The organism is Methylobacterium sp. 1030 (assembly GCF_040544715.1).
Lineage (GTDB): Bacteria > Pseudomonadota > Alphaproteobacteria > Rhizobiales > Beijerinckiaceae > Methylobacterium.
The window spans coordinates 59,427-72,598 of record NZ_JBEPKM010000013.1; the positions used below are offsets into that span (position 1 = coordinate 59,427).

15 protein-coding genes are annotated in these 13,172 nt (G+C 72.0%); all 15 read right to left on the reverse strand.

The window, feature by feature from the left end:
* Positions 1-76 precede the first annotated feature (76 nt).
* A complete protein-coding gene (gene soxA, locus ABIC30_RS19605; RefSeq protein ID WP_502915851.1) occupies positions 77-868 on the reverse strand; it encodes a sulfur oxidation c-type cytochrome SoxA in 792 nt (263 codons plus the stop codon).
* Positions 869-877: 9 nt separating this feature from the next.
* Positions 878-1,198: a thiosulfate oxidation carrier complex protein SoxZ gene (locus ABIC30_RS19610; protein ID WP_020095601.1), complete on the reverse strand. Its 321-nt coding sequence runs from the start codon at positions 1,196-1,198 to the stop codon at positions 878-880.
* A gap of 5 nt (positions 1,199-1,203) precedes the next feature.
* On the reverse strand, positions 1,204-1,656 hold the full coding sequence (locus tag ABIC30_RS19615) for a SoxY-related AACIE arm protein (protein ID WP_354455962.1): 453 nt from the start codon (positions 1,654-1,656) through the stop codon (positions 1,204-1,206).
* Positions 1,657-1,685: 29 nt separating this feature from the next.
* Positions 1,686-2,156, reverse strand: a complete 471-nt coding sequence (gene soxX / locus ABIC30_RS19620) for a sulfur oxidation c-type cytochrome SoxX (RefSeq protein WP_502915852.1) — start codon at positions 2,154-2,156, stop codon at positions 1,686-1,688.
* On the reverse strand, positions 2,153-3,412 hold the full coding sequence (locus ABIC30_RS19625; protein WP_020095604.1) for an NAD(P)/FAD-dependent oxidoreductase: 1,260 nt from the start codon (positions 3,410-3,412) through the stop codon (positions 2,153-2,155). The genes soxX and ABIC30_RS19625 overlap by 4 nt, the downstream gene beginning before the upstream one ends.
* The gene (locus tag ABIC30_RS19630; RefSeq protein ID WP_020095605.1) at positions 3,412-3,696 is read right to left on the reverse strand and encodes a c-type cytochrome; all 285 of its coding nucleotides are present in this window, start codon (positions 3,694-3,696) and stop codon (positions 3,412-3,414) included. Before ABIC30_RS19630 ends, ABIC30_RS19625 begins: the two co-directional genes overlap by 1 nt.
* A 5-nt stretch (positions 3,697-3,701) precedes the next feature.
* Positions 3,702-5,897 (reverse strand): xanthine dehydrogenase family protein molybdopterin-binding subunit, encoded by a 2,196-nt coding sequence (locus ABIC30_RS19635; protein ID WP_354455963.1) that lies wholly within the window; start codon positions 5,895-5,897, stop codon positions 3,702-3,704.
* 14 nt (positions 5,898-5,911) lie between these two features.
* Positions 5,912-6,373, reverse strand: coding sequence for a (2Fe-2S)-binding protein (locus tag ABIC30_RS19640; protein ID WP_354455964.1), 462 nt, complete (start codon positions 6,371-6,373; stop codon positions 5,912-5,914).
* 298 nt (positions 6,374-6,671) lie between these two features.
* Complete coding sequence (urtA, locus tag ABIC30_RS19645; RefSeq protein WP_091681517.1) at positions 6,672-7,904, reverse strand: urea ABC transporter substrate-binding protein; 1,233 nt, start codon at positions 7,902-7,904, stop codon at positions 6,672-6,674.
* Between the two features lie 176 nt (positions 7,905-8,080).
* On the reverse strand, positions 8,081-8,917 hold the full coding sequence (locus tag ABIC30_RS19650) for an urease accessory protein UreD (RefSeq protein WP_354455965.1): 837 nt from the start codon (positions 8,915-8,917) through the stop codon (positions 8,081-8,083).
* 2 nt (positions 8,918-8,919) lie between these two features.
* Positions 8,920-9,546: an urease accessory protein UreG gene (ureG, locus tag ABIC30_RS19655; RefSeq protein ID WP_132367921.1), complete on the reverse strand. Its 627-nt coding sequence runs from the start codon at positions 9,544-9,546 to the stop codon at positions 8,920-8,922.
* Positions 9,547-9,588: 42 nt separating this feature from the next.
* Positions 9,589-11,301 (reverse strand): urease subunit alpha, encoded by a 1,713-nt coding sequence (gene ureC / locus ABIC30_RS19660; protein ID WP_354455966.1) that lies wholly within the window; start codon positions 11,299-11,301, stop codon positions 9,589-9,591.
* A 10-nt stretch (positions 11,302-11,311) separates the two neighbouring features.
* A complete protein-coding gene (locus tag ABIC30_RS19665; protein ID WP_354455967.1) occupies positions 11,312-12,007 on the reverse strand; it encodes an urease subunit gamma in 696 nt (231 codons plus the stop codon).
* A gap of 10 nt (positions 12,008-12,017) precedes the next feature.
* Positions 12,018-12,701 (reverse strand): urease accessory protein UreF, encoded by a 684-nt coding sequence (locus ABIC30_RS19670; protein ID WP_354455968.1) that lies wholly within the window; start codon positions 12,699-12,701, stop codon positions 12,018-12,020.
* The gene (gene ureE, locus ABIC30_RS19675) at positions 12,695-13,159 is read right to left on the reverse strand and encodes an urease accessory protein UreE (protein ID WP_354455969.1); all 465 of its coding nucleotides are present in this window, start codon (positions 13,157-13,159) and stop codon (positions 12,695-12,697) included. Before ureE ends, ABIC30_RS19670 begins: the two co-directional genes overlap by 7 nt.
* Positions 13,160-13,172: the final 13 nt, after the last annotated feature.

Genomic DNA, 13,172 nt, shown 5'->3' on the forward strand with positions numbered 1-13,172 from the left:
CTTCGGCCGTCCGGCGGGTCACCGCGGCGGTCGACGAGGTGCGCGCGGCGTCGAGCGGTGGCCAGTCCGAGCTCGATCAGGGGCGCACGGCCGGCGTCTCCAGCGGCAGCGGCGCGGCGCGCGTCGCGAGGTAGAGTTCGAGCGCAACATAGTCCGGCGCGCCGTACCCGAAGGGCTCGGCGCGCATGCCGGTGAGGCAGTTGCGCAGGCGCCGCTGCAGCGAGCCGAGACCTTGCCATTCGAGGCGGTAGAGCGGGTAGCCGGTCGGGTGTCCCTGCGGGATCATCGCTGCGCCGAGGCGGTGACCCCGATGGTCGTCGTGGCAGATGGCGCAGGACAGGCCGAGCTGGCCCTGGCGCGTCTCGAACAGCGCGCGACCCGCCGCCCGCGCGGGCTCGAGCCGGGGATCGTCCGGCGGAGCGATCGGCAGCCCGCGGGACTGCGCGGCGACGAAGGCCGTGAGCGCCAGCAGGTCGGGGCTCTCGTAGGCGAGGGCCTCGGAGCCCTGATGCTCGCGGCGGCACGCGTTGACGCGAGACTGGAGGTCGATGGGCCTGCCCGTCCGCGCGTCCCAAGCGGGATAGCGTGCCGCGACGCCCCGCATCGTGGACGAGGCCTCGCCGTGGCAGCCGGCGCAGGCGAGTCCCCCGGAAATGGGCGCCTTCGCCCAGAGGTCCTCCCCGTCCGCGACCGCGAGCATGCCGGGATTGGCCCCGTCGTCCCGCTGCATCGCCTGGATCTCGGGGCTCATCTGGTCGAAGCCCGAGCGTCGCTCGGCCAGCGGGACCGGCTCCGACCGCGCGAGAGGGCTGGTGAGGAGCAGCGCCACGAGCGCCGTCTGCAGCGGGGAGCCCGAGCGGCGCGGCACGGCGGAGACTCAGGCCACGGTGATCGCCGCGGATTCGGTCTGATCGAAGCCGCCATCGCCGCGCCACGTGAAGCTGAAGCGGCCGCTGCGCGTCGCGACCCAGGTGAAGGTCAGGTAGGGGTTGGCCGCCGAAGCGGGAAACAGCTCGGCCCGGAAGATCTCCTCGTCCTCGAAGCGGCAGACGAAGTCCGTCACGATGTTGCGCGGCAGGATCCGGCCATCGGCACCGGGGCGGAAGCCCGTCTCCATCGGGTGCGAGATCAGGGTCCTGATCGTGATCGTGTCGCCGGGCTCGGCGGTCTTCGGCAGGTTGATCAGCGTGCGGGCCATCGGGGTCAGCCCTCCAGGCAGGCGGCGAGGGTCACGATGGCATCGGCGCTCGCCGACCAGTAGGTCCCGTCGCTCATCTCGGCGATGGCGGTGATGCGCTGCGTGTCGGCGAGCCGGATGCGTGTCGAGACCTGCGCGCGGCCGGCGCCCGGCCGCAGGTGGACCGTCACGACGTTCGGCTGCGGGTTCCTCTCGTTGAACACCCCGATCCGGCGCACGTAATCCTCGGGCGTCATCGCGCTCTCGACGGCGACGGTGAGCGGCACCGTGTTGCCGTTCTCCACGAGCGGCGGCAGGTCGAGGGTCACCCGGCCCGGTCGGATCGGGTTGTCACCCGCGAAGCGTCGGATGGCGGATTCCGTCGTTTCCGTGCGCGGGAGCGTCGCCGCGGCGGCGGGGCGCAGCGCGACGGCGAGCGCGGTGCCGACAGCCCCGGCGAGCACGCCGCGCCGGTCCATCGAACGCGCGCTCCGACTCCTGTGCCTGCTCATCGACCTTCCTCGGGACCCGCCTCGCGCAGCGTCGCCAGGAAGGCGACGACATCCTCGATCTCGGCCGCGCTCAGGATCGGCCGCCCCTGCCACGGCCGCGCCACGCGGGTGAGCCCTGTCAGGCTATAGTACGGTGGCATGATCGTCTCCGGGTTCAAGACCCGTCCGTCCACCAGCCGCAGGCGCAGCTGACCCGAGCCCAGCCGCCCGCCGACGCCCGCGAGATCCGGGGCGAGGTTGCCCTGGAACCGCTCCTCCGGGAAGGGCCCGGTATGGCAGAGAAGGCAGAGCCCGCGGGTCCGGTCCACAACGATGGCCCGACCGCGCGCGGCATCGCCCGGTGCGCCGGTCAGGCTCTCGGGGATGGCGTCGCCGACGATCGCGGTGGGGACCAGGCCCTCCCCGGCCTGCGCCGGCGGGGCGGCGACTGCCAGCACGAGCATGGCGGCCGCGCGGCCTTCCCTCATCCGAACACGTCCCGGGTGATCGTCCGGTACCAGCTCTCGCCGTAGGCCGCCTCCTGCGCGCGCACCGCGTCGGGCGCGTCGAGGGGGCTGATGCCGCCGGCTCCCGGAACGTCCGCCAGGAGGCCGTCGGTCGGGCGGAAGACGCCCGCGATCGAGATGCCGTTGCCCGGTGCGACGAGGCTCCAGCAGGTGTTGATGAGCCTCGGGCTCTCGGGCTCCCGTCCGGCCATCAGGTCGATCACCGCCTGCGCGCAGACTTTGGCCTGCGCGTTCGCCGAGAAGGCGGATTTCGGCATCGCCCCTGCGATCGCCGCGTCGCCGATGACATGGATGCCCGGCACGAGGCGCGATTCGAAGGTCACCGGATCGATCGGGCACCAGCCGCTGCGGTCGGCGCAGCCGGCCTGCGCCGCGATGGGGCCGGCGCGTTGGGGCGGGATGATGCACGCCACATCGGCCTTGTACTCGGCGAAGTCCGTGCGAACGACCATCGCGGCGGCGTCGACTTCCGTGACCGCACCGCCCGAGGCGAGCGGCACGTATTCGAGCACGTCCGGGTACAGCTTCGCCCAGGCCGCCTCGAACAGTTTCTGCTTCGAGAACGTGTCCTTGGCGTCGAGCAGGACGAGCTTCGCCTTCGGCTTCCGGGTCTTCAGGAAATGCGCGATCAGGCTCGCGCGCTCGTAGGGGCCGGGCGGGCAGCGATACGGGTTGGCGGGTGCCGAGAGGACCACCGTGCCGCCCTCCGGCATGGCCTCGAGCTGGCGGGCGAGGAGCACCGTCTGCGCCCCGGCCTTCCAGGCATGGGGCATCGCCTCGGCGGCCTTCGCGTCGTAGCCCGGCACGGCGTCGAAGCGCAGCGCGATGCCCGGCGAGAGCACCAGGCGGTCGTAGGGCAGGACTGTGCCGTCGCCGAGCGTCACCCGGCGCGCCACAGGGTCGACCGCATCCGCCGTTCCGCGCACGAAGCGGAGCCGAGCCCGGCCGAGGGCCTCGTAGCCGAAGGTCTGGGCCTCGATCCCGCGCAGGCCAACGACGACCGCGTTGCTGCCCGTGCAGGCGACATAGCGCTCGGCCGCCTCGACCAGGGTCACGTCGACGCCGCCCGCGGCGAGGCAGCGCGCCGCCGTGGCACCCCCGAACCCGGCGCCCACGACCACGACGCGCGGCGCTGTGCCACCGAGGGCCGGGCGCGCCAGCGCGGCGGCCGCGGCTCCGCCGATCAGGGCGCGGCGGGTCGGAGAAGGAGCGCGCATCACCGCGATCCCTGCGCCGCGAACCAGGCGGCGATGGCCTGGCTCTCCTGCGCGCCGAAGCCCTTGGCGATGCGGTTCATGAGCGTCGCCGGGCGCGCGCCGGTCCGGAAGGCCTCGAGGGCGCCGACGATCTCGGCTTCCGGCCGCCCCGCGAGCACGCCCATCGCGGAGCCCTCGGCGTGGCATCCGGTGCAGGACGAGGCGCCGGGCGGCGGCCGCATCTCGGCGGCGCCCGCGCCCGTTCCGCCGGCGAGGGCGGCGAGCAGCGCGAGCGCCGGCGTCATCGCCCTCATGCCCGGCGGAGATCCGTGTCCTTCAGCGGAAGCTGGCGGACGCGCTTGCCGGTCGCAGCGAAGATCGCGTTGAGCACGGCCGGCGCGGCGACCGCGATCGTCGGCTCGCCGACACCGCCCCAGAAACCGCCGGACGGCATCAGGATGGCCTCGACCGCCGGCATCGCGTCCATCCGCATCACGGGATAGCTGTCGAAGTTCGTCTGCTCGATGCGCCCGTCCTTCACCGTGCAGGCGCCGTACAGCGCGGCCGAGAGACCGTAGACGAAGGAGCCCGCCACCTGCGCGTCGATCTGCTGCGGGTTGACCGCGTGGCCGGGGTCGGTCGCCGCCACGATACGGTGGATCTTCAGCTCGCCCCGGTCGGAGACCGAGACCTCGGCCGCGCCCGCGACGTAGCTCCCGAACCCCATCGTCTGGCAGATGCCGCGGTAGACGCCCGCGGGCGGCTTGCTGGCCCATCCGATCCGCTCGGCCACCGCCTGCAGCACGGCCCGGTGCTTCGGGTGGTTGTCCATCAGCTTCAGCCGGAAGGCGAGCGGATCCTGCCCGGCGGCGTGGGCCAGCTCGTCCATGAAGCATTCGAGATAGATGGCGTTCGGGTTCAGGTTCACGCCCCGCCAGAAGCCCGGCAGGATGTGCGGGTTGCGCATCGCGTGGTCGACCAGGATGTTGGGGATCGTGTAGCCGATCGCGGCCTCCGGACCTCCGGGGTTGAGACCCTGGAAGGTGACCGGGTCGCGGCCCTCGACCATGCGCTGGGGGGCGACCGAGGCCAGGATCGACTGGCCGGAGATGCGCATGTGCAGGCCGGTCAGGTTGCCGTCCCCGTCGAGGGCGGCGCGCATCCGGCACTGCGTGACCGGGTGGTACCGGCCATGCGTCATGTCCTCCTCGCGGGTCCAGATCAGCTTGACCGGCGTGCCCGGCATCTCCCTAGCGATGAGCACCGCCTGACGCACCCAGTCGTGCGTGGCGCCGCGCCGGCCGAAGCCGCCGCCGAGATGGATCTTGTAGACCTCGCACGACGTGGCCGGCAGCCCGGCGGCGTCGGCGGTCGCGGCCAGAGCCGCCTCGCCGTTCTGCGTCGGCGTCCAGACCTCGCAGCGCTCCGGCGTCCAGAGCGCGGTGGCATTCATCGGCTCCATCGTGGCGTGATTCTGGAACGGTACGCCGTAGACGGCCTCCACCACCTTGGCGGCGCCCTTGAGGGCGCCGGCCACATCGCCGGCCTTGTTGCCGACGAAGGCCTGCTCGGCGTCGAGTCCCTCGCGCAGGGTCGCCGCGATGGTCTCGCTGGAAACCTGCGCGTTCGGTCCCTCGTCCCAGACGACCGGAAGGGCGTCGAGGGCGGTCTTGGCGCGCCAGAACGTGTCGGCCACCACCGCGACCGCGCTGTCGCCGACCTGGAGCACTCTTCGGACACCGGGCATGCCCGACACAGCCGCGGCGTCGAAGCTCCTCACGCTGCCGCCGGTCACCGGACAGTCGCGGATCGCGGCGTTGAGCAGGCCGGGCAGCTTGAGATCGATCCCGTAGACCTGGCTGCCGTCGAGCTTGGGCAGGGTGTCGAGCCGCTTCAGCGGCTTGCCGGCGATGGTCCAGTCCTTCGGATCCTTGAGCACCACGTCCTTCGGCGGCTCGATCCTGGCCGCCTCCGCGGCGACGGCGCCGTAAGTGATGCTGCGGCCGGAGGGGCCGTGGGTGATCACGCCCCGCTCGACGCGGCACTCGGCGGCGGGTACGCCCCAGCCCTTCGCGGCGGCGGCAACGAGCATCGTGCGGGCGGCGGCGCCGCCTCTTCGCACGTACTCGTGAGAATCGCGCACGCCGCGGCTGCCGCCGGTCGAGTAATCACCCCAGACGCGCTTGCGGGCGAGGTTCTGGCCCGGGCTCGGATACTCGGTGGTGACCCTGGCCCAGTCGCAGTCGAGCTCCTCGGCGACGAGTTGCGCGAGGCCGGTGAGCGTGCCCTGGCCCATCTCCGAACGGGCGATGCGAATGACCACGGTCTCGTCCGGCTTCACCACGACCCAGGCATTGACCTCCGGCGCGGTGGGCGCCGCGTCGAGGGTTGCAGCCCGTGCGGGGAACGGGATGTGGAAGCCGAGGGTGAAGAGACCGGCGCCGGCGAGCAGCGTGCGGCGGCTGGGGCGGGCAGCCTTCGGAGAGGCCTTGGATTCGAGGCTCATCTGCTCGTCCCCCGTCAGCCGGACTGGCCGCGCTCGGCGGCGATCTTGATGCCGGCGAGCACACGGTTGTAGGTGCCGCAGCGGCAGATGTTGGTGATCTCCTGGCGGATCTGCTCCTCGCTCGGACGCGCGTTCTGCGCCAGCAGCGCCGCCGAGGCCATGATCATCCCGGGCTGGCAGAAGCCGCATTGCGGCACGTCGAGCTCGGCCCAGGCTTGCTGGACCGGATGGCGGGCATCCGGCGCTAGCCCCTCGATCGTGACGATCTTCTGCCCCGCCTCGATCGCCGAGAGCGGCACGGAGCAGGAGCGGACGGCCGCCCCGTCGATATGCACGGTGCAGGCGCCGCATTGGGCGATGCCGCAACCGTACTTGGTGCCGGTCAAACCGATCTGCTCGCGGATGACCCAGAGGAGCGGGGTGTCGGCCTCGGCATCGACGTCACGCACGACGCCGTTGACGTTCAGTCGTGCCATCTGACCCCTCTCCCGAACGAGATTATGTATCCAGTATCCCCAAAGCGGGGGAGGCCTCAAGGGAGGGCGTCAGCGACCGTCGGCAGCAGCCATCCGGCGCTCGGACAGGTCGACGTCTGCGGCCCGAAGGCGCCAAGGCTCTCGGAGCCAAAAGCGTGACCTCTCCTGCCATCGAACCGGCTTCCCGCAGATCCCGGCCGCCGTCAGCTGGATCGGAACCGAGCACCGAGCCGTGGCCGCTCGCCTGACGCTGCTCTCCGAGCGGATCGACGCGCATCCTCGCAGCCGTCAGCCTGGCCTACTGGTACCCTTTCGGGAACGGATCGGGCTTGATCAGCTCGGGGCTGGTGTAGACGATCTCGAACTGGCCATCGGGCTTGGCCCGGCCGACCCGCGTCTTCGACCAGAGGTGATGGTTCTCGTCGATCTTCACGTAGCCTTCCGGCGCGCCCTTGAACTCGAGGCCCGGCGAGGCCGCCACGACCTTGTCGACGTCGAAGGTGCCGGCCTTCTCGCAGGCCATCTTCCACAGGAACGGGCCGAGATAGGCCGCCTGCGTCACGTCGCCGATGACCGTCTTCTCGCCCCACATCTTCTTGAACGCGGCCACGAACGCCTTGTTGTTCTCGTTCTGGATCGACTCGAAGTACTTCATGCACGAGTAGGCCCCGGCGATGTTCTCGCCGCCGATTCCGTCGACCTCGTCCTCGGTCACCGACAGCGTCATCAGCACCTGCTTCGACAGGTCGATGCCCGCCGCCTTGAGCTGCTTGTAGAACGCCACGTTCGAGCCGCCCACGATCGTGGCGAAGATCACCTTCGGCTTGGTGAGCTTGATCTTGTTGATGACCGAGTTGAACTGCGTGTGGCCGAGGGGGAAGTACTCCTCGCCGACGACCTTGCCCTTGAGCACGGTCTCGATGTGCCGGCGGGCGATCTTGTTGGAGGTGCGCGGCCAGATGTAGTCGGAGCCGATGAAGTAGAAGCTGTCGCCGCCCTTCTCCTTGTGGACCCAGTCGAGGCCGGCGAGGATCTGCTGCGTGGCCTCCTGGCCGGTGTAGAAGACGTTCTTCGACTGCTCCAGGCCCTCGTAGAAGGTCGGATAGTACAGCAGGCCGTTGTACTGCTCGAAGACCGGCAGCACCGCCTTGCGCGAGGCCGAGGTGAAGCAGCCGAACACGGCGGCGCAATGGTCGTTGACGAGGAGCTTCTTGGCCTTCTCGGCGAAGGTCGGCCAGTCGGAGGCGCCGTCCTCCTGGATGATCTTGATCTTGCGTCCGAGCACGCCGCCGGCGTCGTTGATCTGCTGGATCGCCAGCTTCTCGCCCTGGCTCGGCCCGGTCTCCGAGATCGCCATGGTGCCGGTGATCGAGTGCAGGATGCCGACCGTCACCTCGCTGTCGGTCACCGCCAGAGCGCCGGCCTCGGCGGCCGCCGCGACGCGCGGCAGCGATGCCGCGAGCGGGGCCGCCGCCAGCCCGAGCAGCAGGCGCCGGCGGAGGGTGAAGTGCGCGGGATCGTCTGTCGCCATGGGGGGCAAATCCTTCAGATCGTTCGAGAAGGTGGGCCGCCCCGTCCGCACCGGATCAGCCGTCGCGCACGGGATCGTCTCCTTCGGTACATTTCTTCAAAAGAAAATAAATTTCGCAAGATGAAAACATCGGCAGCCTGCCCATATCGGCAGCGGCGCTCCCGGGCGCCGGCTTCCTATTTGCGGCGGCGCGCCGGGGCGAGCCCGGTCAGCGCCGCGAAGGCGCGACCGGCGGCCGCCTCCAGCCCCGCCGCCAGGGTGCCGCCGTCGGGCGCGAGGAGCCGGAGGCCGAGCCCGGCCGCGTTCGGCAGCGGGCTGAGCCCGGCCCGGCAGCCGGTGCGGTCGGCCGCGGCCTGGACGTCCCCGGGATCCGGCAGGCACGGGGCCGGACCGAGGATGACGAGGGCGCCGTAGGCCCGCCACGGGCCGAGCGGCGAGGCCGGATCGCGGAACTCGGCGCCGGCGATGCGCGCCCGCTCGCGGACCAGGACGGCCCCCGCCGCCGTCTCGATGCCGAGGGCGAGCTCGACGTGCTCGAATGGCCTGCCGCGGCCCTCCGGGTCGTGACACGCAATGCTCTCGGAGACGACGGCACGGGCCCCGGGCTCGAGCGTGACCCGGGTCGAGGCCGAGAGGGCGGCGCCGGGGAACAGGATCAGGGGATCGGGCACGCAGTGGAGGAAGGCATAGGCGCCGACGCGGATCCACGTGTCCTGGCGGGCCGGCTGGTCGGCGCTGCGATGGACGACCGTGGCGGCCTGGGTGGTGACGTGCGCCGCCGAGCCCGGACCCATCGCGATGTCGAGGCCGAGACGGTCGCCGCGGTAGAGGCCGCCGGAAGCCGATTGCAGGTACAGCGTGATCAGCTCCGGCCGCTGCGGATACAGGCGGAACGGCTTCGTGATGTGGAACGGGTACGGCACGTGCTGGTCGGCGAGCACGCTGGTCCCGCCGCCGCGGACGAAGCCGAGGCGGGCCGTCGCGCGGCGGCCGGTCTGGACGTCGTCGGGCACGGCTAGGGCGCGAACAGGACGGCCCGGCCGATGGCATCCGCCACCGCGTCGATGCCGAGGCCCGCGCGCGCGTTCGTGGCGAGGACCGGCCTGCCGCTCCGGACCCGCGCGGCCTCCGCGAGCATCCCGTCGAGGTCGACGCCGACATGCGGCGCGAGGTCGATCTTGTTGATCACGAGGAGGTCGCAGCGCAGCACGCCCGGGCCGCGCTTGCGCGGGATGTCGTCGCCGCCGGCCACGTCGATCACGAAGATCCACCAGTCCACGAGGTCGAGGGAGAAGGTCGAGGCGAGGTTGTCGCCGCCGGATTCGAAGACGAGCAGCTGCAGGCCCGGGAAGCGCGCCTCCAGCGCGTCGCCCGCGGCGATGTTGAGGGTCGGGTCCTCCCGGATCACCGTGTGCGGGCAGGCCCCGGCCTCCACCGCCTCGACGCGGCTCGGATCGATCAGCCCGGAGCGGCGCAGCCGCTCGGCATCCTCCTTGGTGACGAGATCGTTCGTGATCACCGCGAGATCGACGCCCCGCGCCCGCAGCACGGGGATCAGCCGCTCGATCAGCGCGGTCTTGCCGGATCCGACCGGGCCGCCGATCCCGATCCGGGCGGCGTTCGCGGGAGTCACGTCGGTCATGGGGAGCGGGGCCGTGAGAGGGGTGGCGGGGTTCGGCGGCGCTCAGCGCAGCATGTAGCGCTGGGCGAGCGGCAGGGTCCGGGCCGGCTCGCAGGTGGCGAGCACGCCGTCGACGAAGACGTCGAAGGTCTGCGGGTCGACGCGGATCTCCGGGCAGGCGTCGTTCCAGAGCATGTCGGCCTTCGTCAGCGTGCGGGTCCCGCGCGCGGGCAGGAGCGCCTTGCGCAGGCCGAGCCGGCCGCCGAGATCGGCCTCGATCGCCAGGGGATGGACGAAGCAGGCCGAGAGCGCCTGCTTGGCGCGCCCGAAGGCGCCCCATTGCGGGCGCATCAGCACCGGCTCGCAGGTCATCAGCGAGGCGGCGGAATCGCCCATCGCGCCCCAGGCGATGAAGCCGCCCTTGATCACGAGCTCCGGCTTGATCCCGAAGAAGGCCGGCCGCCAGACCACGATGTCGGCCATCTTGCCGGGCTCCAGCGAGCCGACATGCTCCTGGATGCCGAAGGTGCGCGCCGCGTTGATCGTGTACTTGGCGATGTAGCGCTTGATCCGGGCATTGTCGCCGAAGCCCGGCCTCTCCTCGGGGAGCGGGCCGCGCTGGTCCTTCATCTTCGAGGCGAGCTGCCAGGTCCGGCAGACGACCTCGTGGATCCGGCCCATGCCCTGGCTGTCGGAGCCGAGCATCGCGATCGCCCCGATATCGTGGAGCACGTCCTCGGCCGCGATGGTCTGGGCGCGGATGCGGCTCTCCGCGAAGGCCACGTCCTCCGGCAGGGCCGGGTTGAGGTGGTGGCACACCATCGTCATGTCGAGGTGCTCGTCGAAGGTGTTGACCGTGTAGGGGTTGGTCGGGTTCGTCGACGACGGCAGGCAGTGCGGCAGCCCGGCGACCCGGATGATGTCCGGCGCGTGGCCGCCCCCGGCCCCCTCCGTGTGGTACATGTGGATGGTGCGGCCGCCGATCGCCGCCAGCGTGTCCTCCACGAAGCCCGACTCGTTCAGCGTGTCGGTGTGGAGCTGGACCTGGAAGTCGTAGGCGTCGGCGAAGCCCAGGCAGGCGTCGATCGCCGCCGGCATCGCGCCCCAGTCCTCGTGGATCTTGAGGCCGAGGACGCCGGTCTCCAGCTGCTCCTTCAGGGCGGCCGGCCGGTGGGTGTTGCCGCGCCCGAGGAAACCGAAATTGACCGGCCAGGCCTCGGCGGCCTGGAGCATGCGGCCGGTGTTGAACGGGCCGCCGGAATCGATGCCGACGGTGATCGGCCCGAGCGAACCGCCGAGCAGGGTCGTGACGCCGGAGGCGATCGCGTGGTCCGGCAGGGCGGCGGAATCGAAGTGCACGTGCACGTCGATGGCCCCGGGCGTCGCGATCAGGCCCTCGCAGTCGCGCACCGTCGTCCCGGCCGATACGATCAGGCGCGGGTCGACGCCGTCCATGATCGCCGGGTTGCCGGCCTTGCCGAGCGCCACGATCCGCCCGTCCTTGATGCCGAGATCGCCCTTCCGGATGCCGAGGACGGGGTCGATCACCACGACGTTGCAGAGGAGGAAGTCGAGGGCGCCCTGCGCGGCGGTCACCCCAGGCGCCATCCCGATCCCGTCGCGCAGGGTCTTGCCGCCGCCGTGCAGGCACTCGTCCCCGTACACGGCGTGGTCGTGCTCGACGACCGCCACCAGGGAGGTGTCGGCGAGCCGCACCCCGTCCCCGGTGGTCGGCCCGTAGAGGGCGGCGTAGTCGCGGCGCGGGATCGTCACCATGGCACTCTCCCTAGGCGCCCTTGAAGCCGCGGGCCTTGGCGCGGGCGACGGCCGCCGCCCGCGCCGCGTCGTCGGGCAGGGTCCCCTGCGTCAGGTCGTTGAGCCCGGTCAGTTCCCGGGCGCCGCCGAAGCCGACCAGCGTCACGGTCTTGCGCTGCCCCGGCTCGAATCGGATCGCCGTCCCGGCCGGGATGTCGAGGCGGTGGCCCAGGGCCGCCGCCCGGTCGAAGTCGAGCGCCCGGTTCACCTCGAAGAAGTGGTAGTGCGAGCCGATCTGGACCGGCCGGTCGCCGGTGTTGACGACGTCGAGGGTGACCCGCGGGCGGCCCGCGGCCAGTTCGATCGCGCCGTCGGCCGGCAGGATCGCGCCGGGCTCCAGGGTGTCGGCGGGGGCGCCCGCCCGGGCGCGGACCGGCTCGTGGACCGTGACGAGCTTGGTGCCGTCCGGGAAGACGCCCTCGACCTGCAGGATCGGCAGCATGGCGGCGATGCCCGGCATCACGTCCTCGGTCGACAGGATCGTGGAGCCCCAGCCGATGAGGTCGGCGACGCTGCGCCCGTCGCGCGCGCCCTCCAGGATCTCGTCGGTGATGAGCGCCACCGCCTCCGGGTAGTTGAGCTTGAGGCCGCGGGCCCGGCGCTTGCGGGCGAGCTCGGCCGCGGTGAAGATCGTGAGACGTTCCAGCTCGGTGGGCGTGAGCAGCATCACCCGCTCCCTAGTTGGCGAACAGGCGCAGGTCGGCGCGCGCGTGCCGCATCGCGGCGACCTCGATCAGGGGCGTGAAGCCCGTGAGCACGATCGCGCCGTCGGGGTCCTCGGTCACCGGCCGCTCGGCGATCTCCGCGACGAGCGGCAGCACCGCCTGGAGCGCCTGCTGGCCCTGGATGGCGCCCACCTGACCGAGCCGGACCGTGGCCGAGACCAGGCCGGAGACGAGCTGGTAGCCGGCGACGGCCGCCGCCTCCGCTTCCGACAGGCCCAGCCCGCGCCACAGGGCGCCCTGCACGGTGGCGAGGTGCCCCAGCATGAGCCCGGACCGGATCGCGGCGCGGATGTCCCCGGCGCCGGGCGTTGCGAGCCGCGCGTGGGTGGTCAGCAGGGAGGCGCCGTTGCGCCGGCTGCCGGTGCGCATCGCCTCGACGAGCGTGGCCGCCTCCACGGCGGCGTCGATGCGGCCGAGCCGTGCCGGATCGGGGCCGGCGCGGTGGGCCAGGATCAGGGCGACGCGGTCGCTCTCCGCCCACCGGAAGCGCACGAGGGCCGTGAGCGTCCGCGTCAGGCTCCCCGTGTCGAAGGCCGGGTCGCCCGCGACGAGCCCCTCGATCCCGTTGGAGAAGGCGAAGCTCCCGCTCGGGAAGGCGGCGTCGGCCTGCTGGAACGCCAGGAGCCGGCTCAGCACGGCGGCGCCTCGTCGAGGATGGTGTGGGTCACCTGCCGGTCGGTGACGAGGGCGCCGAGGCGGACGAGGTACGCGTCGGCCGGCCCGTCCAGGGCCACCAGGAGGGCGCCGTCGGCGAAGCGGACCCGCCAGTGGAGGTTGCCGGCGTGGTAGCCGAGTTCGAGGGCGGCGGCCCGGCTTTCCGGGACGAGGCGGAGCCAGCGTTCGGAGCCGACGCGGGCGACGAGGGCGCGGTCCGCGTCCAGCGCCAGCACGGCCCCGTCGAAGAGCGGCTCGTCCCGCGGCAGGGCGAGGGCGATCTCCTCGCCGGACTGGGTGGTCGCGCGGATCCGCCGCCGGGCGACGTCGGTGCTCGACACGACGAGCACGTCCACCGCGCCGTGATGCGCGAGATGGTGCAGGCGCTGGGCCATCCCGGATTCGTGCCGGCTGCCCAAGATACGATGGATCACACGCATGTCGGTCCGCGTC